This window comes from Rhabdochromatium marinum (genome assembly GCF_016583795.1).
Lineage (GTDB): Bacteria > Pseudomonadota > Gammaproteobacteria > Chromatiales > Chromatiaceae > Rhabdochromatium > Rhabdochromatium marinum.
Window position 1 is genome coordinate 1 of sequence record NZ_NRRS01000005.1, and the last position, 22704, is coordinate 22704.

General features: G+C 60.1%; 25 protein-coding genes. 11 read left to right on the forward strand and 14 right to left on the reverse strand.

Translation table 11 applies throughout. The features are described 5' to 3' along the window. Nucleotides 1–152 precede the first annotated feature (152 nt). Entirely contained in the window at nucleotides 153–1040 is an 888-nt protein-coding gene (locus CKO36_RS02630) for a type ISP restriction/modification enzyme (protein WP_338053410.1), read from the forward strand. 5 nt (nucleotides 1041–1045) lie between these two features. Then, entirely contained in the window at nucleotides 1046–2818 is a 1773-nt protein-coding gene (locus tag CKO36_RS02635; RefSeq protein ID WP_200280178.1) for an AAA family ATPase, read from the forward strand. A gap of 11 nt (nucleotides 2819–2829) precedes the next feature. On the opposite strand, the gene ptsP is transcribed toward CKO36_RS02635, so the two are convergent. The 12 genes from ptsP to kdsC all read right to left on the reverse strand — a co-directional run bounded on the left by ptsP (nucleotide 2830) and on the right by kdsC (nucleotide 12306). Then, nucleotides 2830–4572 (reverse strand): phosphoenolpyruvate--protein phosphotransferase, encoded by a 1743-nt coding sequence (ptsP, locus tag CKO36_RS02640; RefSeq protein ID WP_200280181.1) that lies wholly within the window; start codon nucleotides 4570–4572, stop codon nucleotides 2830–2832. 6 nt (nucleotides 4573–4578) lie between these two features. After that, on the reverse strand, nucleotides 4579–4848 hold the full coding sequence (locus tag CKO36_RS02645; protein WP_200280184.1) for an HPr family phosphocarrier protein: 270 nt from the start codon (nucleotides 4846–4848) through the stop codon (nucleotides 4579–4581). A 19-nt stretch (nucleotides 4849–4867) separates the two neighbouring features. Continuing rightward, a complete protein-coding gene (locus CKO36_RS02650; protein ID WP_200280187.1) occupies nucleotides 4868–5266 on the reverse strand; it encodes a PTS sugar transporter subunit IIA domain-containing protein in 399 nt (132 codons plus the stop codon). Continuing rightward, nucleotides 5263–6129: an RNase adapter RapZ gene (rapZ, locus tag CKO36_RS02655; protein WP_200280189.1), complete on the reverse strand. Its 867-nt coding sequence runs from the start codon at nucleotides 6127–6129 to the stop codon at nucleotides 5263–5265. The genes CKO36_RS02650 and rapZ overlap by 4 nt, the downstream gene beginning before the upstream one ends. Nucleotides 6130–6157: 28 nt before the next feature. Then, the gene (gene hprK / locus CKO36_RS02660) at nucleotides 6158–6976 is read right to left on the reverse strand and encodes an HPr(Ser) kinase/phosphatase (RefSeq protein ID WP_242469347.1); all 819 of its coding nucleotides are present in this window, start codon (nucleotides 6974–6976) and stop codon (nucleotides 6158–6160) included. 146 nt (nucleotides 6977–7122) lie between these two features. Further along, nucleotides 7123–7608 (reverse strand): PTS sugar transporter subunit IIA, encoded by a 486-nt coding sequence (locus tag CKO36_RS02665; RefSeq protein ID WP_200280382.1) that lies wholly within the window; start codon nucleotides 7606–7608, stop codon nucleotides 7123–7125. Nucleotides 7609–7744: 136 nt separating this feature from the next. After that, on the reverse strand, nucleotides 7745–8125 hold the full coding sequence (hpf, locus tag CKO36_RS02670; RefSeq protein WP_200280192.1) for a ribosome hibernation-promoting factor, HPF/YfiA family: 381 nt from the start codon (nucleotides 8123–8125) through the stop codon (nucleotides 7745–7747). A 71-nt stretch (nucleotides 8126–8196) separates the two neighbouring features. Further along, on the reverse strand, nucleotides 8197–9681 hold the full coding sequence (locus CKO36_RS02675) for an RNA polymerase factor sigma-54 (RefSeq protein WP_200280195.1): 1485 nt from the start codon (nucleotides 9679–9681) through the stop codon (nucleotides 8197–8199). A gap of 171 nt (nucleotides 9682–9852) precedes the next feature. Continuing rightward, nucleotides 9853–10617: an LPS export ABC transporter ATP-binding protein gene (lptB, locus tag CKO36_RS02680; RefSeq protein WP_200280198.1), complete on the reverse strand. Its 765-nt coding sequence runs from the start codon at nucleotides 10615–10617 to the stop codon at nucleotides 9853–9855. Further along, on the reverse strand, nucleotides 10614–11129 hold the full coding sequence (gene lptA / locus CKO36_RS02685; protein WP_200280201.1) for a lipopolysaccharide transport periplasmic protein LptA: 516 nt from the start codon (nucleotides 11127–11129) through the stop codon (nucleotides 10614–10616). The genes lptB and lptA overlap by 4 nt, the downstream gene beginning before the upstream one ends. A gap of 25 nt (nucleotides 11130–11154) precedes the next feature. After that, nucleotides 11155–11742: an LPS export ABC transporter periplasmic protein LptC gene (lptC, locus tag CKO36_RS02690; RefSeq protein ID WP_200280204.1), complete on the reverse strand. Its 588-nt coding sequence runs from the start codon at nucleotides 11740–11742 to the stop codon at nucleotides 11155–11157. Between the two features lie 24 nt (nucleotides 11743–11766). Beyond that, the gene (gene kdsC / locus CKO36_RS02695; RefSeq protein ID WP_200280207.1) at nucleotides 11767–12306 is read right to left on the reverse strand and encodes a 3-deoxy-manno-octulosonate-8-phosphatase KdsC; all 540 of its coding nucleotides are present in this window, start codon (nucleotides 12304–12306) and stop codon (nucleotides 11767–11769) included. A gap of 373 nt (nucleotides 12307–12679) precedes the next feature. Between kdsC and CKO36_RS02700 the strand changes: the two genes are divergently transcribed. The 9 genes from CKO36_RS02700 to hisC all read left to right on the forward strand — a co-directional run bounded on the left by CKO36_RS02700 (nucleotide 12680) and on the right by hisC (nucleotide 20270). Next, nucleotides 12680–13540 (forward strand): ABC transporter ATP-binding protein, encoded by an 861-nt coding sequence (locus CKO36_RS02700; protein WP_420826308.1) that lies wholly within the window; start codon nucleotides 12680–12682, stop codon nucleotides 13538–13540. Continuing rightward, nucleotides 13537–14316 carry a lipid asymmetry maintenance ABC transporter permease subunit MlaE gene (gene mlaE / locus CKO36_RS02705; protein ID WP_200280209.1) on the forward strand — a complete coding sequence of 260 codons (780 nt, stop codon included), beginning with the start codon at nucleotides 13537–13539 and terminating at the stop codon, nucleotides 14314–14316. The genes CKO36_RS02700 and mlaE overlap by 4 nt, the downstream gene beginning before the upstream one ends. A gap of 6 nt (nucleotides 14317–14322) precedes the next feature. Beyond that, nucleotides 14323–14787, forward strand: coding sequence for an outer membrane lipid asymmetry maintenance protein MlaD (mlaD, locus tag CKO36_RS02710; RefSeq protein ID WP_200280212.1), 465 nt, complete (start codon nucleotides 14323–14325; stop codon nucleotides 14785–14787). 5 nt (nucleotides 14788–14792) lie between these two features. Then, a complete protein-coding gene (locus CKO36_RS02715; RefSeq protein ID WP_200280215.1) occupies nucleotides 14793–15404 on the forward strand; it encodes an MlaC/ttg2D family ABC transporter substrate-binding protein in 612 nt (203 codons plus the stop codon). A gap of 5 nt (nucleotides 15405–15409) precedes the next feature. After that, complete coding sequence (locus tag CKO36_RS02720; RefSeq protein ID WP_200280218.1) at nucleotides 15410–15760, forward strand: STAS domain-containing protein; 351 nt, start codon at nucleotides 15410–15412, stop codon at nucleotides 15758–15760. A gap of 74 nt (nucleotides 15761–15834) precedes the next feature. Then, on the forward strand, nucleotides 15835–17118 hold the full coding sequence (murA, locus tag CKO36_RS02725; RefSeq protein ID WP_200280221.1) for a UDP-N-acetylglucosamine 1-carboxyvinyltransferase: 1284 nt from the start codon (nucleotides 15835–15837) through the stop codon (nucleotides 17116–17118). A gap of 15 nt (nucleotides 17119–17133) precedes the next feature. Next, nucleotides 17134–17778, forward strand: coding sequence for an ATP phosphoribosyltransferase (gene hisG / locus CKO36_RS02730; protein WP_200280223.1), 645 nt, complete (start codon nucleotides 17134–17136; stop codon nucleotides 17776–17778). A gap of 33 nt (nucleotides 17779–17811) precedes the next feature. Further along, nucleotides 17812–19134 carry a histidinol dehydrogenase gene (gene hisD, locus CKO36_RS02735; RefSeq protein WP_200280225.1) on the forward strand — a complete coding sequence of 441 codons (1323 nt, stop codon included), beginning with the start codon at nucleotides 17812–17814 and terminating at the stop codon, nucleotides 19132–19134. A 32-nt stretch (nucleotides 19135–19166) separates the two neighbouring features. Next, nucleotides 19167–20270 (forward strand): histidinol-phosphate transaminase, encoded by a 1104-nt coding sequence (gene hisC / locus CKO36_RS02740; protein WP_207161368.1) that lies wholly within the window; start codon nucleotides 19167–19169, stop codon nucleotides 20268–20270. Here hisC and CKO36_RS02745 read toward each other — a convergent pair. Further along, the gene (locus tag CKO36_RS02745; protein WP_200280227.1) at nucleotides 20257–21312 is read right to left on the reverse strand and encodes a PilT/PilU family type 4a pilus ATPase; all 1056 of its coding nucleotides are present in this window, start codon (nucleotides 21310–21312) and stop codon (nucleotides 20257–20259) included. The genes hisC and CKO36_RS02745 overlap by 14 nt on opposite strands. A 56-nt stretch (nucleotides 21313–21368) precedes the next feature. Then, nucleotides 21369–22640 carry a PilT/PilU family type 4a pilus ATPase gene (locus tag CKO36_RS02750; RefSeq protein WP_200280229.1) on the reverse strand — a complete coding sequence of 424 codons (1272 nt, stop codon included), beginning with the start codon at nucleotides 22638–22640 and terminating at the stop codon, nucleotides 21369–21371. Nucleotides 22641–22704: the final 64 nt, after the last annotated feature.

Here is a 22704-nt window from a genome sequence, read left to right on the forward strand (position 1 = left end):
GAAAGCCATGCGAAAAAATCGCCGGGGTCCGAAAAAACCGCTGACCAAACGCACTCGATACAAAGATAAGCCGCATGTCTCGACCGCCAAGCTTCTGGCCGCTGGTTAGCCCACCTTAAAAGGGCTGGTCTATTGCATCTGCTCAGAAAGACATTGGAGAGCCTACACCTGATTATTTGATGCAAATTGCTTACAGACCCTTTGATATACGCTGGACTTATTACACTGGAACATCAAGAGGTTTTATTTGTCGTCCGCGCCTCGAAGTAATGAGGCATATGAAAACAAATAATTTCGGACTTAGCTTGACCAGAAAAATTGAAGGTTCACGCCCATTTTCGGATACTTTTATTTTTAACCGCCCTATTACCCACCACTCATTAAGCATTAAAGAAGTTAATATTATCTGCCCCCTTTATCTCTACCCCACTGACCAAGACCTTGACCAAACCCGCCGCATCAACTTCGACCCCAAACTGTACGCAAAACTGCAAAAGCTCGCCAAACACCCCGAGCACGGCACCCCCGACGAACTGGCTGTTTTCGACTACCTCTACGGCGTCCTGCACTGCCCCGCCTACCGCGAAACCTACGCCGAATTCCTGAAAATCGACTTCCCACGCATCCCCTGGCCGACTAGCCCGGAGGAATTCTGGGATGTCTCCGCCAAGGGCATCCATCTGCGCCAACTGCACCTGATGGATCCCGACAGCATCGGCGCCACCCCCTATCCCTTCAACGGCGACGGTGACAACCGCATCGATAAGCCGAGATTCGACGACGGCAAAGTCTGGATCAACGCCAGCCAATACTTCGACGCCGTCCCAGCGGTCTCCTGGAGTTTCTATATCGGCGGCTATCAACCCGCCCAAAAATGGCTCAAGGATCGCAAAGGCTGTGCGCTCAACTTCACCGACATCAAACACTATCAGCGCATCCTGAAAATCCTCGCCGAGACCGACCGCATCATGGCAACCATCAGCCTGCGCTCACTGCCAACCGCTGCGCAAGGATCCGAAACAACACCAGAAGAGGCCTGACTCCGATGAGCACAGAAAAACCTCGCTGGCGCATCCCCTATGGAGAGGCCGATTTCATCAAGCTGCGCGGGCACTGTGGCTACTATGTCGATAAAACCCGGTTTCTGCCGCAACTCGAAGACGCCGGGCGCTTTTTGTTTCTGCTCCGCCCGCGCCGTTTCGGCAAAAGCCTGTTGCAGTCGGTAATGGAATGCTATTACGACGCCAACTGGGTCAAGCGCTTCGACCGTCTCTTTACCGACACCTGGATCGCCGAGCATCCCACGCCGGAAAAAGGCCGCTACATCACCCTGCGCTTTGACTTCTCCGCCGTGCGCTCCGACCTGCGACTGGTCGAGGAGTCTTTTGAAGCCCACACCGGCATTCTGCTTGAGGGCGTGCTGGAGCGTCACCGCGAACGCCTGCCCGAGGGCTTGACCGAGCGAGTGATGCGCGAGACCACCCTGATCCGCCGCCTAGAGCGGTTGATCGACGACCTGCTGCTCACAGATCAGCCGCTCTATCTCTTTATTGATGAATACGACAATTTCGCCAACAATATTCTGGTCAATGACGGACATGACGCCTATCGGCAATTGACCCACAGCAGCGGCTTTTTTCGCGATTTCTTCGCGCTGCTGAAAGAAGCGGTAGGACGCACCGGCAGCGGCTTGTCGCGGCTGTTCATCACCGGTGTGTCGCCAGTAACCCTGGATGATGTCACCAGTGGTTTTAACATCGGGCGCAATATCAGTCTGGATCCGCGCTTCAATGCCTTGCTCGGCTTTACCCACGGAGAAGTTGAACGCTTGTTTGTCGACTTTGGGCAAGACTTCAATGCCCATCAAGCGATTATCGATGAGTGGTACAACCACTATCATTTTCACCCGGCGTGCCGCGAATCAGTGGTCAACAGCGACATGGCGCTCTATTATCTGCAATCTCTGGTCGATCTACATCAACCACCGGATGATCTGATTGATCATAATGTGCGCATTGATTATGGCAAGCTGCGCCACCTGGTGCGGGTTGATCGTCAATTAAGCGATCAGAGCATCCCGCCCGCCGCGCATCTGAACGGCAACTTCTCCCGGCTGCGCGCCATCATTGAGTCGGGCGAGCAAGTCGCCACCATCCAACCGAGCTTCCCCGCCGAGGGGCTGTTGCGGCAGGACAATTTTGTCTCCCTGGTCTATTACCTGGGGCTGCTGAGCTTTGCCGGCGAGCGCGAGGGTGCGCCGCTGCTGAAAATCCCCAATCGCACCGTTCGCCAGTTGATGTATGGCTACCTGCGCGCGGCCTATGACGAAGTGGGGGTGTTTCGTCCCAGCACCTATGAGGTCGCTGAAAAACTGCGCTTTATGGCTTATCGCGGTGAATGGCAGGGCTTTTTCGATTATCTCGCCGAGCAGATCGCACAACAGGCCAGTGTGCGCGACTTTCTCCAAGGCGAGAAAATGATCCAGGGTTTTCTGCTGGCCTGGCTGAATCTCAGCCCTTATTTTCGGGTGTTTTCTGAGTCTGAACAGGCCGGCGGTTTTGTCGATCTCTATCTGGCGCCGTTTTATTTCCGCTATCCGGATATGCGCCATGCCTATCTGATTGAACTGAAATATATCAGCCGCGCCGAGAACAGCCCAGCTAGGCGTGAGTCTTTGTTGGAAGACGCCCGCGCCCAGCTCAAACGCTACGCCAGTGATGCGCGCGTCACCCGTCCGCTCGGCGAGGCGACCCTGCATCCACTGGTGCTGCTCTACAGCGGCTGGGAGTTGGTGCACCGGGAGTCGGTGGCGCTCTGAGTCATCTCGTCTTAGGCCGCTTCGGCCAGGCGATCAAGCAGATGCTGGGAGCTAATATCGTCGATGCGTGGCATCAGTTCCACCATGGTGCGCTTGAGCGCACCAACATTACTGTCGCGCACAATGGCTTTGACTTCCAGCAGGGAGCCCGGCTGCATGCTGAATTCGCGCAGCCCCAGGCCCAGCAGTAGCCGGGTGTAGCGGGCATCTCCAGCCATTTCACCGCACATGCTGACCCGGGTGCGAGTCTTGGCAGCAGCTTCGATAATGGACTGGATCAGGCGCAGAATGGCCGGGTGCAGGGGTTCGTACAGATAGCTGACCGAATCGTCCAAGCGATCAATGGCCAGGGTGTATTGAATCAGGTCATTGGTGCCAATCGACAGAAAGTCCAGCCGGCGCGCCAGCGCTTCGGCCATCAGGGCAGCGGCCGGCACCTCAATCATGCCGCCGATGGGCATCAATGGATCGAAAGCCAGCCCTTCGCGGCGCAGCATGCGCTTGGTGGTCTGGATCAGGCGCAGCAGGCTGTCAACTTCGTTCAGGGTGGAGATCATCGGAATCATCAAACGCACCGGCCCGGCGGCCGAAGCGCGCAGAATGGCGCGCAGTTGCGGCAGAAAGAGTTCCGGCTCCTTCAGGCACAGGCGGATAGCGCGCAGGCCGAGCGCGGGATTGATCAATGGTGGCAGGCGCTCGGACAGGTAACGAATGCTTTTATCGACCCCGAGATCCAGGGTGCGAATGGTCAGCGGCAGACCATTGAGGGCGTCGAGAATGCTGAGATAGTTGGCCAGATGCTCATCTTCGCGTGGCGCACGGGTGTGGTTCAAAAAGAGCATTTCGGTACGGTAGAGTCCGACGCCAGAGGCGCCATTGGCCTGAGCCGCCGCACTGTCTTCGGGCAGTTCGAGGTTGGCGAGCAAAACCACCGGAATGCCGTCGCGACTGGTGGAAGGACGCGCGAGCAGTTGCTTGAGCGTTTCGCGGTAGCTTTCGGCGCTGCTGAGCTGACGGCGGAAATAGTCCAGCGTTTCAGGTTCGGTGGTGGCCAGCACAGTACCGGTGGCGGCATTAACCACCAGTTGCTCACCCTGGCGCAGGACGGCGGTGGCGCGATGCACGCCCATCACCGCAGGGATATCCAGGCTGCGCGCCAGGATGGCGGTATGCGACATGGGGCCGCCATGCTCGGTGACGAAAGCCGCGACACCGCGTTGGCGCAATAAAATGGCATCCGCCGGTGTCAGGTCATCAGCGACGATGACGCAATCCTTGACCTGATCAAGGATAAAATCCCCGCTGTCAGGCTCATCATGGCAGTCGAGACACAGCTGAATCTGACGCACCACATGCTCAATATCATCGCGCCGGGCGCTGAGATAAGGGTCGTTCATCTCATCGAACACCTGTACCAGAATGTCGCGCTGGAGCTTGAGCGCCCAGCCGGCATTGATGTGCTGCTCGCGAATCAGGTCGCGGGTGGCATCGACCAGCGCTGAGTCAGTCAGCATCAACAGATGAGTGTCAATGAAATCGGCGATGTGCGCGGGGGTATCAAGCGGAATCTGTTGACGGGTGCGTTCTAGGCGCCGCCGCGCGGCATCCAGCGCGGCATCCAGACGGCGCAACTCGACCTCGGGACGCTCGATTGGATCCGGCGACACATTCGGTTCCTGGCGCAGCAAGGCCGCCGGGCCAACGGCGAGCTTGCGCGCACCGGCCACGCCCAGCCCGACAAAGGCGGTGATCACGGTGACTTACTCCCCTTCTCCGAAGTAATCGGCAATCAGCGCGACCAGTTCGTCCATGACCTCCTGTTCGTCATCACCATCGGTTTCGATGGTAATGCTGGTACCGCGCGCGGCCGCCAGCATCATGACACCCATGATGCTTTTGCCATTGACCCGGCGTCCGTTGCGTTCTACCTGCACATCACTGTTGAAACGGCTGGCACAGGTAACAAATTTCGCCGCTGCACGCGCGTGCAGCCCAAGGCGGTTAATGATGTCGACATCTTTGCGAAGCATGGGGGTTGAGAGGCATTTGTCAGGGGCTTTTAATCTGGCACAGCAGCACGCCATCGCGACCGCCACTCAGGGCTTTTTCGGTCAGCGCGCTCAGATCCAGCCAATGATAATTCAGTGCGCGCACCAGCATGGGCAGATTAACGCCCGCCAGCACCCGCGCCTGATGATCATGGCTGATGCCGGTGGCAATGTTCGAGGGCGTTGAGCCGAACAGATCAGTCAGAATCAACAGGCCGCTGCCATCATCGAGTTCATTGGCAACGCTGATGGCGCGCTCATAGAGCTGATCGGGATCATCGTATTCAGTCACATCCAGCGCGGCTGCGGTCAGCGGACAGGTGCCAAACATGCGCGTGGCAGTGACCAACAGTTCAGCACCGATCTGATTATGGGTGATGACCAGCAGGGAGACGCTCACGGCAGCTCCCGGTGTCGGACTAACACGCGCCGGCCACTGCGCTCAAAATGCGCGCGCAGGGATTCTGCCATATACACCGAACGATGCTGTCCGCCGGTACAGCCAATGGCAATGGTCAGATAGCCACGTCCGTCGCGCTCGAAGCAGGGCGTCCAGCGGCTCAGGAAAGCAATCAGGTCATCGCGCATATCGATGACATCGCGGAATTGTTCCAAATACTCGATCACTCCGGAATCACGACCAGTCTGGCTGCGCAGGTCCGGCTGCCAGTGCGGGTTGGGCAGACAACGGACATCGAACACAAAATCAAAGGACTCGGGCACACCTTTCTTGAAACCGAAGGATTGCAGCAGTATTGAGGTATTGAGTTGCTGGCCGTTACCGAGACAGCCGCGCACCAGATCGCGCAGTTCGTGGATATTGGTGTGGGTGGTGTCGAGCAGCGCATGGGCCACCAGGCGCAGGGGTTCGAGCAGTTCGCGCTCGTAGTCGATGGCTTCACCCAAGGAGCGTTGCGTGCCAGTGAGAGGATGCTTGCGGCGCGTTTCGCTAAAGCGCGTCATCAGACGCTCAGTCTGGGCCTCCAGAAACAGCACCTGCGGCACAATACCCTGCTCGGCCAGGCTGACCAGCACCTGCGGCAGGCGCTGCAAATCATTTGGATCACTGCGCGCGTCGATGCCAACGGCGGTGCCCACACTCTCTGCGCCCGGCAGTGGATGGCTGTGACGCAAACCCAGCGCGAGATCGCTGAGCAGGAACAGCGGCAGGTTGTCGATGCAGTTGTAGCCGATGTCCTCCAGGGTATTCAGGGCCACGCTCTTGCCTGCGCCCGACAGTCCGCTCACGATGATGAAGTCCATGGCTGCGCAAATTCCTGCTGGAGTCGAGTCAGGTATTCCAGGCCGGCACCTGGCCAGCCGTCAACAGATCGGCCTGGCGGTTGGCCAAGTCTGCGCCGGCATCATAGCCACGAGTGCGCAGGATCTGGCTGCGCACGGCGGTTTCCAGCAGCACCGCGAGATTGCGCCCCGGCGCCACGGGAATGGTGATTTCTGCCACTGGCACGCCGAGAATGGTGCGCGCAGACAGGCTGCCTTGCAAGCGATCAATGCAGGCCAGTTCGCTGGCCGCATAGGTGCGCATGCTGACGACCAAGTCCAAATAATCGCTCGCGCGCACCGAGCTTTCGCCAAACATGGCGCGAATATTCAGTACCCCGAGCCCGCGCACTTCAAGAAAATCCTGCAACAACGGGGGGCTGCGTCCCTCAATCAACTCGGGGCCGATGCGGGCAAATTCCGGCGCATCATCGGCAATTAGTCGATGGCCGCGCGCGACCAGTTCCAGTGCCAGTTCACTTTTGCCAATACCGGGATCCCCAACCAGCAGCACGCCCAGGCCCAGCACTTCGATAAAGACCCCGTGCAGGGTGGTGCGCTCGGCCAGAGCATAGGTCAGCGTCTGCTGCAAGCGCTCGACAATATCCTGATCGTCGCAACTGGAACTGAGCAGCGGGATTTGGGTCTGGACTGCGCGTGCACGGAAATCGGCATCAGGTTCAAGTCCGGCGGCAAAAATAATGGCAATGGGTTGCGCGGTGAACACGCGCTTCAGCATATCCGTGCGTGCCTGCGGGTTCAGATCGCGCAGGTAGGCGAATTCAACCGGGCCGACAATCTGCATCCGATTGGGGCGGACGCAATTCATGGAGCCGACCAGGCGTTGACGTGGCGCCTGCGGTGGAGTGGCCAGCGGAACCGGCTGTGGTGGAGGGGGCAGCAGCCAGCGCAGCTGCAGCGGCTCGCGCAGGCTGTCGACAAGACTTTGCAGGGAGTCGATCAGCGTAGCGACTCCTACAGCGGCGTCGCAACGGGCGGCTGACTGCGCTGCGCGGCCTCAAGCAGCACATCGACCAGGGCTTGGGATCCCTCGGTGCCACGCAACTGCTGGCGCAGGGAGTCCTGATCAAACAGCGTGGCCAGACCGGAGAGCAGTTGCAGATGGGTCTCGTCGGCGGCCTCGGGCACCAGCAGCGCAAAGGCCAGATCGACCGGCTGATCGTCAATGGCATCGAAAGCCACCGGCTCGCGGATCTGGATGAAGGCGCCAATGGGATCGGTGACTTCCGCCATACGCGCATGCGGCAAAGCCACACCATGGCCCAACCCGGTGCTGCCAAGGCGTTCGCGCTCCAACAGGCGGTCGAAAACCGACTCGCGGCTCAGGGCCGGCAATTCGCCGACCAGGAGTTCAGCCAGGGTTTCCAGCAGCCGCTTTTTGCTGCGGATGCTAGCCCCACCGAGCACCCGGGGCGCGACAATAAAGTGCGGAGGAAACATGTTCAATACTGGCTCTTCAATTGCAACAAAAACCGGAGCCGCAGGGACCGGCTCCGGTAAGGGTGATTCGTCACGCCTGGCGGCTGGGCCTCGGGTCAACTGACCTGGAGGCCCGGGGCTTCAGGCACCTTGATCTTCAGTCGTCGTCAGGCGCATCCGTGGCTGTCGTAGCGGAGGCTTCCTCAGTAGCAGCGGCCAGCTCGGCACTGGCGGCCTTGGAGCCAGGGGCGCGATGATTCTGCCGTTTCTCCTTGTATTTGATCACTTGTCGGTCGAGCTTGTCGATGAGTCCGTCAATGGCGGCGTACATGTCCTCATGCGTGGCATCAGCAAAGACATTGGCCCCATTGATGAGCAGGGTGGCTTCCGCCTTTTGGCGCACCTTTTCGACGCTCAGGATGACGTGGGCATTAATCACATGGTCAAAGTGGCGCTCTAAGCGGGAAAATTTGTTATCGACGTAGTCCTTGAGTGGTTCAGTGATGTCGATATGATGCCCGGTGAGCTTGATTTGCATAGGTTTTAACTCCTGGATGGGCGAGCGCAGCCTCGACTGATGCCTTAAAGCTGGAGACGGGGTCTCCGTTGTCAGGCGAGGCGCTTGCGCTCATTCGAGGGCGGAATGCCCATGGCTTCGCGATACTTGGCAACTGTACGTCGCGCCACCTGAATCCCCTGCTCCGACAGCACATCAGCAATCTTGCTGTCGCTTAGGGGTTTATTGGGTTTCTCCGCGGCCACGAGTTTGCGGATGAAAGCCCGGATGGCTGTTGACGAACACTCGCCTCCCGAAGAGGTGTTGACGTGGCTGGAAAAAAAGTATTTGAACTCAAAGGTGCCCCTGGGGGTGTGCATGTATTTCTGCGTGGTTACGCGCGAGATAGTGGATTCATGCAGCTCCAGGGTCTCGGCGATGTCGCGCAGAATCAGCGGGCGCATGGCCTCCTCGCCAAAATCAAAGAAGTCTTGCTGCAATTCCACGATCTTGCTGGCCACCCGCAGCACGGTGTCGTTGCGGCTGATCAGACTTTTGATGAACCACTGCGCCTCTTGCAAGTGAGATTTCAGGCACTGATTGTCGGCGGCCTTGTCAGCACGGCGAATCAGTTGCCGATAGCGCTCGTTGACGCGGATTTTTGGCGTGCTGTCCGGGTTGAGCTCCACCTGCCACTGCCCGTCGCGGCGGCGCACCAGCACATCGGGCTTAATGTATTCCGGGCGCATGTCGGTCACAGCGGAGCCGGGGCGCGGGTTCAGGGAGCGGATCAGCGTCAGCGCCTGGGCCAGCTCGCTGTCCTGGAGTTTGCTGCCGCGGCGCATGGCATCAAGATCATTGCGCGCCAAGGCATCGAAATGCCGCATGCAAATCTGCAGCGCACCGTCCCGCTGCGGCTGTGAGTCCGGGAGCTGGCGCAGTTGCAGAATTAGACATTCCTGTAGATCGCGCGCGGCGATGCCGGGCGGATCGAAGCTCTGAATGCGATGCAGGACGGCATCGATTTCATCGGCTTCCAGCGTCGGATCATCCAAAATCACCGGCAATTCGGTGAGATCCAGGCGCAGATAGCCATCGGCGTCGATGGCATCAATCAGCGCCTCGGCGATACTCTGATCGCGCGCATCGAAACGCGCCAGATTGAGCTGCCAGTCGATGTGATCATGCAGCGTCTGGGGGCGCGAGCGTTGGGCAAAGAGATCAAAATCGTTGCCGTCCTGACCGTTGGCTCCGGAGCCAGTGCCGGGGGAATAGCTGTCGAAGGTGTCGGTCCACTGGCTGTCAGTTGGCAGTTCGGCCGGCATAGCATCGCGCTCTGGATGCAGGGAGCTGTCGAGTCGGACCTCTTCGATGCGCGGGTCAGGCGCCTGGGCAGCGAGCTCATCCGGGTTCAGCCGTTCGGCGCCAGCCTCCGACAGCTCATCATCGGCGCTCTCCAGCATCAGGTTGGATTCCAGCGCCTGCTGAATCTCCTGCTGGAGATCCAGAGTCGAGAGTTGCAGGAGTTTAATCGCCTGTTGCAGCTGCGGCGTCATCGTCAGCTGCTGGCCAAGGCGCAATTGCATGCTTTGCTTCATCACGACGCCTTTAACAGAGCTCCGGCGGCATGGGCATGGAGACAAGTGCGGTGGATGGTGAATGATTTTTGCATAGGGCAAATTTCATTGTAGTTGATCTTTCCCGATCCGGTGCAACCCGGTCTGCAATCTTTGCTTAAACAGCCCCAAACAGCCCGGATCAGCCTCAAGTCAGAGCCGAAAATGCTCGCCCAAATAAACCGCACGCACCTGGGCATCGCTCAGCAAGGCCGCCGGAGCGCCCTCGGCGATCACCTGACCATCGTTGATAATGTAGGCACGATTGCAAATATCGAGGGTTTCGCGCACATTATGGTCAGTCACCAGCACGCCGATCCCGCGCTCACGCAGGTGAGTGATGATAGTTTTAATGTCCACCACGGCAATGGGATCGACGCCGGCAAAGGGTTCGTCGAGCAACATCACCTTCGGCTCGACCGCCAGGGCGCGGGCCATTTCCAGGCGCCGGCGCTCGCCGCCGGACAGACTCAGCGCCAGGGATTGGGCGATGTGGCCGATGCCCAGTTCGTCGAGCAGCGCCTCGCAATACTGGCGGCGCTGGCGCTCATTGAGATCCGAGCGAGTTTCCAGCACCGCCATCAGATTATCGGTGGCGGTGAGTTTGCGAAACACCGAGGCTTCCTGCGCCAGGTAGCTCAGACCACGCCGCGCGCGGCTGTGCATGGGTGCCTGGGTGACATCCTCGCCCGCCAGCAGAATACGCCCGGCATCGGCGCCCACCAGCCCGACGATCATGTAGAAACTGGTGGTCTTACCAGCGCCATTGGGACCGAGCAGGCCGACGACCTCGCCGGCATTGACCTCAATGCTCACCCCATCGACCACCCGGCGGCCGCGATAGCTTTTGACCAGCCCGGCGGCTTGCAATGCCCGGGAAGACGCACTGCGATGGGTGGTTCGGGCGCGACGCGTCATTCGTTCGGCGTAATGGTGATTTTGACGCGCTCGCGACCTTGGGCGCTGGTGCCAGCGGTCACGCGCTCCATGGCGCGATTATAGACGATGCGATCGCTGGAAAAGCGATCCTGGCCCTGGGTCAGCAGAGCCTGATCGATAAAGGTAATTTCATTACGATCGGCATTGTACTCCATGCGCTGTGCCCGACCCAGCAGCGGCTCGCTGCTGTCTTCGGTCATCTGGCGATAGTGGGCGGGATCACCAATGGCAATGATCAGCCGCGGCTGGCGGTTGTCGTGATGCTCCACCTCCACGCGATCGGCGCGGATATGCAGACTGCCCTGCTGTACATCGACATGGCCGATGTACAAACTCTGGGAGGTTTTTTCATCGAGCTCCACCGCATCGGCCTCAATAAACAACGGCTGCTCCTGATCGCTGTCAAGCGCCGCCACAGGTTCGGTGGCAACCAAGCCAAGCAGGAACAGACTGGCCGGCAGTTGGAAGGCAGCAAAGGCTTGAAGTCTCATAACGGCATTGAACCATAGTTTCCAGTTAGCGGGTGCTGTGGTCCATGGCGATTCTCGCCCGCACCCGTCCAAACAAGCGCCCGTGCAGCGGCTCAAGGTACCAAAGGTGCAGGCCATGCACGGAGGTGATGCGATGGGGCCCGCTGTCGATTTCGACGAAACGATCAGTCTCGGCATACTTGTCATCCGGAAAAAAGGTCATCTCGCTGGTGAGCAAACGGATGGCCGCACTGTCTGGCGTAGCAGCGCGGTGCGCGGTCACAGCACCGCTGAGGGTAATCTGCTTGGCATCGGCCGCAACCCAGCCACGCTCGGAGCTGATGTCCCAGGACGGCGCCTGCTGGTCATACACCAGCAGCCGGGGGTGTTCCAGTTCGCTGCTGTCATTGTCAGGATAATGCCGCAGTTGTTCCGCACTGAGCCGGCGAGAGGGATGGCCATTATCGTCAAGCATCAGGGCGCGAATGCCATCGACCACATAATCCGGCTGGCGGTCGGTCGCAGCGCCCGGCTGCAGCTCGGGGGCCGGTCGCAGCTGTGCGAACCACCAGGCGAGCAGACCCAGCAACGCCAGGGTGACGGCAAGCAAGCGCTGACGGCGATGCTCAAGCATCCGGTCAATCGAACCCGGCGCCGCCTAGACAGCCCGCAGAGGCGGCAAATAACGGGCCAGCACGGAATCGAGCGAGTTCTGGGCTCGCATAATAAACTCGCACACCTCGCGCGCCGCACCGCGCCCACCGCCCTGCTCGGTTTGCCAGTGGCAATGGGCCTTGACCAGCGGATGGGCATCGGCCACGGTGATGGCCAAACCAACCTGGCACAGAATGGGTAAATCCACTACATCGTCGCCGACATAGGCACAGGCGCTGTCAGGCAAATGCAGGCGCTCCTTGAATTCATCATAGGCCGGCACCTTATCACGCCGCCCCTGATACACATGGTTGATACCGAGGCTTTCCATGCGCAGCCGTACCACCTGGGACTGCCGCCCGGTGATGACCGCCAGGCTAACCCCCGTTTGTTGCAGCATAACCATCCCATGACCATCGCGCGAGTGAAAGGCTTTATACTCCTGACCATCGTCGCCGATGAACAGGCTGCCGTCGGTCAGCACCCCATCAACATCGAAGATCACGGCGCGAATGGCCTTGGCCCTTTCAATGGCATCTTGCATCGGCTGGCTCTCTCTGTAATGGTCATCTCTCAAAGCGTTTTGAGCCAGGCTGGTGGCGGCTGACCAGGGTGATCGGCGGATCGTTTCTGGTCTGAAGGCAACAGCCTGAGCCATGATTGCTTAATCATAGCATTCAAGCGCGCTTGGCTCGCATCCAGCGGAACCAAAATCCTGCTCACGGCTGAGCATTCCGGCCCGGCCGTGAGGATTCGCAGTGGTTGCCTCTGGTGTCTGCTTGACGTGCCTGCGGGAAGTCCAGACAATGGGCGTCTTTCCTGCTGCCGCTTCCAGTCAACGCAAGTACCCGCATGTCTCTTCACATCACCGTCGCCGCTTGGCGCCAGGCTCCTGGCATTCTTGCAGGCCGCCTGGCATGACAGCCGCTTCCGCCCGCCCGCCACAGCCCACGATGACGCCCGCCCCCGAGGCATCCTCTGTGCTGGTCCGCGTGCGCGGGCTGTGCTTCTCTCGCGATGAGCAGGTAATTTTCGATCACCTCGATCTGGACATTGAGCGTGGCAAGGTCACCGCCATTATGGGGCCGAGTGGTGCCGGCAAAACCACCCTGCTGAAACTGATCGGCGGCTTATTGCGACCCGATGCCGGGCGCATCGAAGTGGACGGCCAGGACATTGGCACGCTCAGTCGCCGTGAGCTGTTTGAACTGCGTATTCGCATCGGCATGCTGTTTCAGAGCGGAGCCCTGTTAACCGATCTGAATGTGTTCGAGAATATCGCTTATCCCTTGCGCGAGCATTACCGGCTGCCGGAATCCGTGCTACGGCGCCTGGTGCTGATGAAGCTCGAAGCGGTAGGGCTGCGAGGCGCGGCGCAACTGATGCCCAGCTCCCTGTCGGGAGGCATGGCACGCCGGGTGGCCCTGGCGCGAGCGGTGGCGCTCGATCCGATGATGATCATGTACGATGAGCCCTTTACCGGGCAGGATCCCATTTCCATGGGCGTGCTGGTCAGCCTGATCCGCCAGTTAAACGATGCCAGCGCTATGACCAGCCTGTTGGTATCGCACGATGTGCGCGAAACCCTGAGCATTGCCGATCAGGCCTATCTGATCGCCCAAGGGCGCCTGATTTGTCAGGGCACGCCGCAAGAGATCGCGCGTGAGTCCTCGCCCTGGGTGCGGCAATTCGTTGATGGGCTGCCGGATGGGCCAGTGCATTTTCATTATCCGGCGCCTGATCTGGCCGCCAGTTTGCTCAGCGAGGCGCACCGATGATCAATGCCCTCGCCAGCCTGGGGCACTGGGCGCTGAACACCCTGGCCACCTCCGGACGCTCGCTGCTGTTATTGCTCGGCATGCTTGCGGGTCTGACGTCCTTGCTACGGCGCCCGCGACTCGTGCTCTTGCAAATCTATTCCATCGGGGTGTTATCCATTCTGATTGTCGTGGTCTCCGGGCTCTTTGTCGGTATGGTGCTGGGGCTGCAAGGCTACTATGTGCTATCGCGCTTTGGCGCCGCTGAAAGCCTCGGCGTCATGGTAGCCGCCTCGCTGGTGCGCGAACTCGGCCCGGTGGTGTCGGCACTGTTGGTAGCCGGTCGCGCCGGATCTGCCCTGACCGCCGAGATCGGCCTGATGAAAACCACCGAACAGCTCTCGGGGCTGGAAATGATGGCGGTGGATCCGGTCAAACGGGTGCTGAGTCCGCGCTTGCTCGGTGGCTTTCTGTCCATGCCGCTGCTGGCAGCGTTGTTTAGCGCCATCGGGGTGCTGGGCGGCTACTTTGTCGGCGTGGGCCTGCTCGGCGTGGATTCCGGCGCCTTCTGGAGTCAGATGCAGGCGCAAATTGACTTCAGCAACGATCTGGTTAACGGCGTGATCAAGAGCCTGGTGTTTGGCTTTGTGGTCACCTGGATTGCGCTCTTTGAGGGCTATGATGCCGTGCCGACCGCCACCGGCATCAGTCGCGCCACCACTCGCACGGTGGTGAATGGATCCCTGGCGGTGCTGGCGCTCGACTTTGTCCTGACGGCCTTGATGTTTGGAGACTAAAAAATAATGGTCAAAACGCGCACAGTGGAGATCGCCGTTGGTGCCTTCATGGTCATCGGCTTGGTCGCGCTCTTCTTTCTGGCCATGCATGTCAGTAACCTCAACCAGCTCACCAGTGGCGAGGGTTACCGCATTACGGCCCGCTTCGATAACATCGGCAGCCTCAAAGTGCGCGCACCGGTCAGCATGGCCGGCGTGCGCGTCGGGCGGGTGGAATCCATCCGCTATGACCAGCAACGCTTTCAGGCTGTGGTGACCCTGCGAATTGATGATGAATTCAACGCCATTCCCCTCGATACCTTCGCCAGTATTTTCACGGCCGGCTTGCTGGGCGAAAAATACATCGGACTGGATCCGGGCGGCAGCCTGGAGTCACTCGCTGATGGTGATCAGATCGAACATACCCAGTCGGCACTGGTGCTGGAGCAAATGATCGGACGCTTCCTACTCAATAAGGCGGAAGAGGGTTAACAGACATGAGAATCATCCAATCCTTGGGACTGAGTGCGCTGCTAATGTGGCTGGCGCTCGGAACGTCACAGGCGGCGCAGTCTCCTACTGACTTGGTCCGCACAACGGCCGAGACCATGCTCTCGACCCTGGAGACGCGCCAGGCTGAGATCGAACGCCGCCCGCAACTGATCTACGACCTGGTCGGGCGCATTGTGGCGCCGCATTTTGATTTTGAACTCATTACCCAGTCCGCCGTCGGGCGCGACTGGCGCCAGGCCACCCCGGCGCAACGTCAGGCCTTGATCGACGCCTTTCGCGAGGTTCTGGTAAGCACCTATGCAACCGCCTTGCTCAAATACTCGGGCGAGGACATCCTTTATCAGGCCGCCCGACCCGGCACCCGCTCGGACACCGTGATTGTCCCAACCCAGGTGCGCGCACCCGGCGCCTCGGCCATTCCGGTCGATTATCGCCTGCACAATCAGGACGGCGACTGGAAGGTGTATGACGTGGTGATCGAAAACGTCAGCCTGATTTCCAACTACCGGGGACAGTTTCGCGCCATCCTGGGCCGCAGTGGCATCGACGGTCTGATCGAGGAACTACGTGCCAAGAGTCGCGGGCCCGGAGCCTGACAGCCATGGCGCGCTTGATCGAACTCGGCGCGGGCCGTTTGCGCCTGGAGGGCGAGCTTAACTTGCAAACGGTCCCCGCGCTGGCACGCGAGGCCAGGCATCTGTTTCCGGGCCGCCAGTCGCGCCGCGCCAAACAGCCGGCGGCTGCAACCCCCTTGGAGCTCGATCTGTCCGGTGTCACCCAGGCCAGCAGCGTTGCCGTTGCACTCATGCTCGACTGGCTGGTGCGCGCCCGCGCCGCCGGAACCTCGCTGCGAATCCTCAACTGGCCGCCCTCTATGATCCGCATTGCACGCTTTTCCAATCTGGCTGAGCTGCTTGACTTACCCGCCTCCGGCGATCAGACCCTCCAGTAAAACGGCCACCGTTGCTGGGTGCGCTACGTTTCTCCGGCCTACGAAAAAACAAGCTCCGATGGAATATTGACACCATGCATCAGTTGTTGATCACGGGCGGGCCAAGGCTCGAAGGCGAGGTACGCGCGGCGGGAGCTAAGAATGCCGCACTACCCATTCTGGCAGCGACCCTGCTGGCGGAAAGCCCCTGCCTGCTGTCGAATGTGCCGCATCTGCGCGACATTACCACCACCATGGAACTGCTCGGACGCATGGGGGTGCGCCTGACGGTGGATGATCGCATGCGTATTCACGCCGATGCCAGCGAAGTGCGCGTCTTTGCCGCGCCCTATGAACTGGTCAAAACCATGCGCGCCTCCATTCTGGTGCTGGGGCCACTGCTGGCGCGCTTTGGCGAGGCGGAGGTCTCCCTGCCGGGTGGCTGTGCCATCGGTTCGCGTCCGGTCAATCTGCATATCGACGGCCTGCGCGCCATGGGAGCCGACATTGAGGTGCGCAACGGCTATGTGCAAGCGCGCGCCAAGCGCCTGCACGGCGCGCGCTTTATCATGGATCAGGTCACAGTCACTGGCACCGAGAACCTGATGATGGCCGCCACACTGGCCGAGGGGCGCACCGTGCTCGAAAATGCCGCGCGCGAGCCGGAAGTTGTGGATTTGGCCGACTTCCTCAATGCCATGGGCGCGCGCATCAGCGGAGCTGGCAGCAGTACCCTGGTGATTGATGGCGTCGAGCACTTGAGCGGCGCCGAGTATTCGGTGTTGCCGGATCGCATCGAAACTGGCACCTACCTGGTGGCTGCTGCCATGACACGCGGTCAGGTGCGGGTACGCGCCACGCGCGCCGAGCTGCTTGATGCCGTACTAGCCAAGTTGCGCGAGGCCGGTGCTCACATCGACACGGGTGAGGACTGGATTGAACTCGACATGCGCGGACGACGCCCGCGCGCCGTCGATGTCTATACCGCGCCCTACCCTGCTTTTCCGACCGATATGCAGGCACAGTTCTGCGCGCTGAACAGCATTGCCGAGGGCACCGGCACCGTCACCGAAACCGTATTTGAAAATCGCTTCATGCATGTGCTCGAAATGCAGCGCATGGGCGCAGACATTCGCCTGGAGAGCAATCTGGCGCTGTGCCGTGGCGTCGAGCGCCTGACCGCCGCGCCGGTGATGGCCACAGATCTGCGCGCCTCGGCCAGTCTGGTGCTGGCGGCTCTGGTCGCCGAGGGCGAGACCCTGATCGACCGGATTTACCATATTGATCGCGGCTACGATAACATTGAAGAAAAATTATCCTCCCTGGGGGCCAGGGTGTGCCGTTCCTCCACGCGCACCCCGACCGCCGGGCCTGTTTGATGGAGACTGAACCACTTGACCGCACCACTGACCATCGCGCTGTCCAAGGGCCGCATTTTCGAGCAATCCTTGCCCTTGCTGGCGGCCGCCGGCATTGAGCCGCGCGATGATCCCGACAGCAGCCGCAAGCTGATTCTGGACACCAACCGCCCGGAAGTGAAGCTGGTCATTATCCGTGCCAGCGATGTACCCACTTATGTCGAATACGGCGCGGCCGATGTCGGAATTGCCGGCAAAGACGTGCTGCTGGAACATGGCGGCGAGGGGCTCTACGAGCCGCTTGATCTGGGCATTGCCCGCTGCCGCATGATGGTGGCCGGCAAGCCGGGTGCGCGCCATCAGGGGCCGGGACGCCTGCGCATCGCCACCAAATATGTGCGCTGCGCCGAGCGCTATTTCGCCACCCAGGGCAAGCAGGTCGAGATCATCAAGCTCTATGGTTCGATGGAACTTGCGCCTCTAGTGGGCCTGGCCGATCTGATTGTCGATCTGGTCGAGAGTGGCAACACCCTGAAAGCCAATGGCCTGGTGCCTCTGGAACACATCGACGACATCAGCTCGCGTCTGGTCGTTAACAAAGCCTCCTGGAAAATGAAACATGAGCGCGTAACCCAAATGATCAATGACATCCGCGCCGCTGTGCCATCCCCCCGTCCTTAACCCCAGCTCTCGGCCCACGGCCGGCTTTGCCCTATGCCTGATATTCACCGCCTGTCCACAACTGAAACCGATTTCAATGCCCGTCTCGAGGCCCTGCTGGCCTGGGAGTCGGTGTCCGACAGTGCTGTGCAGCAGCGCGTCGCCGAAATCATCGAGCAGATTCGCACCCGTGGCGATGCCGCGCTGTGCGAATACACCGCGCGCTTCGATGGCTGGTCACCGGCCGATGCCGCCGCCCTGGAGTTACCGCTGGCGCGCGTACAGCAGGCACTCAACAGCATTCCACGCGCCCAGCGCGAGGCTCTCGAAGGCGCAGCCGCGCGCATCCGCGCCTATGCCGAACATCAGCGCGTGCAGAGCTGGGAGTTCACCGAGGCCGATGGCACCCGACTGGGGCAACAGGTCACGCCACTGGATCGGGTCGGGCTCTATGTCCCGGGCGGCAAGGCAGCCTATCCGTCCTCAGTGCTGATGAACGCCCTGCCAGCCAAGGTTGCTGGGGTCGCTGAACTCATCATGGTGGTCCCCACCCCTGGTGGCGAGTTAAACGAGCTGGTATTGGCTGCCGCCGCCCTGGCTGGAGTGGATCGGGTGTTCGCGGTGGGCGGCGCCCAGGCGGTCGCGGCCCTGGCCTATGGCACTGAGCGCATTCCGGCAGTAGACAAGATCGTCGGCCCTGGCAACATCTATGTCGCCACTGCCAAGCGTGCGGTCTTCGGCCAAGTGGGCATCGATATGGTCGCCGGCCCCTCAGAAATCCTCATCCTGTGCGATGGTGAGACCGACCCGGATTGGATCGCCATGGACCTGTTCTCCCAGGCCGAACATGACGAAGACGCCCAATCCATTCTGGTGAGCTGGGAGGCCACCTATCTGGAGCGGGTGGCTGACAGCATTGACCGGCTGCTGCCGAGTCTGGAACGCCGCGACATCATCGCTGCCGCTCTCAAAGCGCGCGGCGCCCTCATTCTGGTGCGCGATCCGGATGAAGCAGTCACCGTGGCCAACCACATTGCCCCTGAGCATCTGGAGCTGTCCGTCGCCGACCCCCAGGCCCTGGCGGCAAAGATTCGCCATGCCGGTGCCATTTTCATGGGGCGCTATACCGCCGAGGCATTGGGAGACTACTGCGCCGGGCCCAATCACGTACTGCCGACCTCGCGCAGTGCGCGCTTTTCCTCCCCGCTGGGAGTCTATGACTTCCAGAAGCGCTCCAGTGTCATCATGGCTTCGGCGGCGGGAGCCGCCAGTCTGGCCACAACGGCCAGCACTCTGGCGCGCGGCGAGGGACTCACCGCCCATGCGCGCTCAGCTGAACTGCGCGGCCAACGCACTGACCATGAGGATCTATCGTAATTAATCACACGTCTGTTCCATCCCATGCTACCTTGGTGGAGTCGCTGATACGCCCGTCCATCCGTGCTATCAAGACCTATCACGTCCCGGATGCACGCGGCCTGACCAAGCTCGATGCCATGGAAAATCCCTATGCCCTGCCAGCAGAGCTGCGCGAACCCTGGCTCGACACCTTGCGCGAACAGGCGCTACACCTCTATCCCGATCCCCAGGCCAGCGCCTTGCAGGCCGCCCTGCGCGACACCATGAACATCGCCCCGGACATGGGGCTGGTGTTGGGCAACGGCTCTGACGAGCTGATCCAGATGCTGGCCCTGGCACTGGCTGGAAGTGGACGCAGTCTGCTGTCGTTCGATCCTGGCTTTGTGATGTATCGGATGATTGCCACCTTTGCCGGACTGGAGTATCACGGCGTCGCCCTGCGCACGCCGGACTTCTCACTGGATCTGGACGCGGCCCTGGCGGCCATTGAGGCTCATCAGCCGGTGCTGACCTTTATCGCCTATCCGAACAACCCGACTGGCAACCTGTTCGACACGCAGGCCATTGCACGTATCATCGAGGCCAGCCCTGGACTGGTGGTAATCGACGAGGCCTATGCACCCTTTACCGATCACAGCTTTTTGCCGCGCCTGGGCGACTGGCCCAATCTGCTGGTATTGCGCACGATGTCAAAGATGGGGTTGGCCGGGCTGCGGTTGGGCTACCTGGCCGGCCCGCCCGAGTGGATTGCGGAAATCGACAAAACCCGGCTGCCGTACAACATCAATGTGTTGACACAAGCCAGCGCCGTCTTTGCCCTGCACCATGCCGAGGTCTTTGCTGCGCAAACCCAGGCAATTCGCACCGAGCGCGAGCGCCTAGCCCAGGCGCTAACCGCCATTGAGGGCCTACACGCCTATCCCAGTGAAGCGAATTTCATTTTGCTGCGCATGCCCAGCGGTACCGCCACACAGGTGTTTGAAGGACTCAAAACCCAAGGGATTCTGATTAAGAACCTCGACGGCGCCCACCCTCAGCTGCACGACTGCCTGCGCGTCACCGTCGGCACCGCTGAGGAAAACCAGCGCTTCCTCAACGCGCTGCATGCCGTGCTCCAGCTCAGCCCGCCGGCCAACCGCCTCAGCCGAAGTTAATCCGCGCCTCCAGATTGGCCGCTGAGTCGGCATTGCCGAGGCAGTCCTCCAGGGAAATGCGCCCGTCGCGATACAGCTTCAGCAACGCATTGTCGAAGGTGACCATGCCTTCTTCCTTGCTTTCCGCCATAGCCGTGCGAATTTCATCGACGCGCCCCTCGCGGATCAGATCGCTGATGTGTGGAGTGTTCATCAGAATTTCGATAGCAGCGGCGCGCTTGCCATCGACGGTGCGCACCAAGCGTTGAGAGATGATGGCGCGCAAGTTGAGCGATAAATCCATAAAGAGCGTCTTGTGCATCTCCATGGGGAACATGTTGATAATGCGCTCCATGGTCTGATAGGCGTTGTTGGCGTGCAGGGTGGAGATGGCCAGATGGCCGGTGCCGGAGAGTTCAATCGCCGCCTCCATGGTTTCGCGGGTGCGGATCTCGCCGATCAGAATCACATCTGGAGCTTCGCGCAGAGCGCTTTTGAGCGCATTGCCATAGTCCAGGGTATCAAGCCCAAGTTCGCGCTGATTGACGATGGATTTCTGGTGGGTATGCAGATACTCGATCGGGTCTTCAATGGTCAGAATATGTCCGGGTGTTGATTTGTTGCGGTGGTCGATCATAGCCGCCAGGGTAGTTGACTTACCCGAGCCGGTGGCCCCCACCATTAAAATAATGCCGCGACGATGCAGCACCAGGCGCTTGAGAATCGGCGGCAGACCTAGTTCATCAATACTGGGGATCTTGCTGGTCAGGTAACGCACCACCATGGCGGCGGTACCACGCTGATAGAAGGCGTTGACACGAAAGCGACCCTGGCCGGTCAGGCCAATACCAAAGTCAAGTTCGCGGTGGGTTTCCAGATGTTCAATCTGCTCCCCTGTCAACACTGAGTGAACGGCGCTCTCGCACATGCTGGCATCGAAAATGGTGTCGCCAATCGACTGAATCACACCGTCGATCTTAATCTTGACCTGGGTGCCGGCGGTAAAAAACAGATCCGAGGCGCGCTTTTGCACCATCAGTTTCAGGTAAGGGGTTATATCCATAGAACATAGACCATCAGGTTCATTCCGGTCTTGAGCGTCACAGCCGGCAGGGGCGGTTATTTTTTAATGTCTGTTTCCAGATCCAGCGAGGCCTCGGCCAGATCGAAACTGTCAAGATCAAAGACGGTTTCCGAGGCATTGTCCGCCGCCGGCTTGCCACCGACTTGTCCAGCCCCTTCCTCCTCGTCGTCCTCGCCCACTAGCGAGAGCCCATTGGTATCGCCAAAGGCATCGCCCTCGGTGGCCTCGGCGCTTTCGAGCTTGATTTTCAGGCGCAGCTCGTTCATCGAATCGGCACTGCGCAGGCCATCTTCCAGAGTAATCAGCCCGGCTTCGTAGAGATCAAACAGCGCCATATCGAAGGTCTGCATGCCCTGCTCGCGCGAGCGTTTCATCACGCCTTTGATCTCATGCACCTTGCCCTTAAAGATGAGATCCTGAATCAGCGGACTGTTAATAAGAATCTCAATCGCGGCCACCCGCCCGCCACCCACGCGTGGCAGCAGCCGTTGGGAAATCACCGCCTTGAGGTTCAGCGACAGGTCCATCAGCAACTGCGGGCGGCGTTCCTCCGGGAACATGTTGATGATGCGATCCAGCGCTTGGTTGGCGTTGTTGGCGTGCAAGGTGGACAGACACAGATGGCCAGTCTCGGCGAAGTTGATCGCATGCTCCATGGTCTCGCGTTGGCGGATCTCACCGATCAGGATGACATTGGGCGCCTGGCGCAGGGTGTTGACCAGCGCATTGTCCCAGGAATCGGTGTCCACCCCCACCTCGCGCTGAGTGATCAGGCAGTTGCGGTGGCGATGCACGAACTCGACCGGATCTTCGATGGTGATGATATGGCCGTGGGTTTTCTCGTTGCGATAGCCGATCATGGCTGCCAGCGAGGTGGATTTACCCGATCCGGTGCCCCCCACCACCAGAATCATGCCGTTCTTGGTCAGCACCAGATCCTTGAGCACCGGCGGCAGGCCCAGCTCATCGATCTCGGGGATTTCGGTCGGAATGGTCCGCAACACCACGCCCGCGCGGCCCTGCTGCACAAAGGCATTGACGCGAAAGCGACCGATGCCAGGCGGGCTGATGGCGAAGTTGCACTCCTTGTTGGCGTCATATTCCTTGAGCTGATAGTCGTTCATAATGGAACGCACCAGCACCCCAGTCTGATCCACGCTCAGAGGTTTTTCGCTCAACGGGGTGAGCTTGCCGTCAATCTTGCAGGCCGGTGGAAAATCAGCGCTGATGAACAAATCTGATCCCTTGCGGGCCATCATCATGCGCAGACAGTCAAGCATGAACTTAGCGGCTTGTTGGCGATCCATGAGGGACTCCTGTAGATTCAGAGGGGCGCAACCGCAGCGATGCGCGGGCCATACTAAACATTAC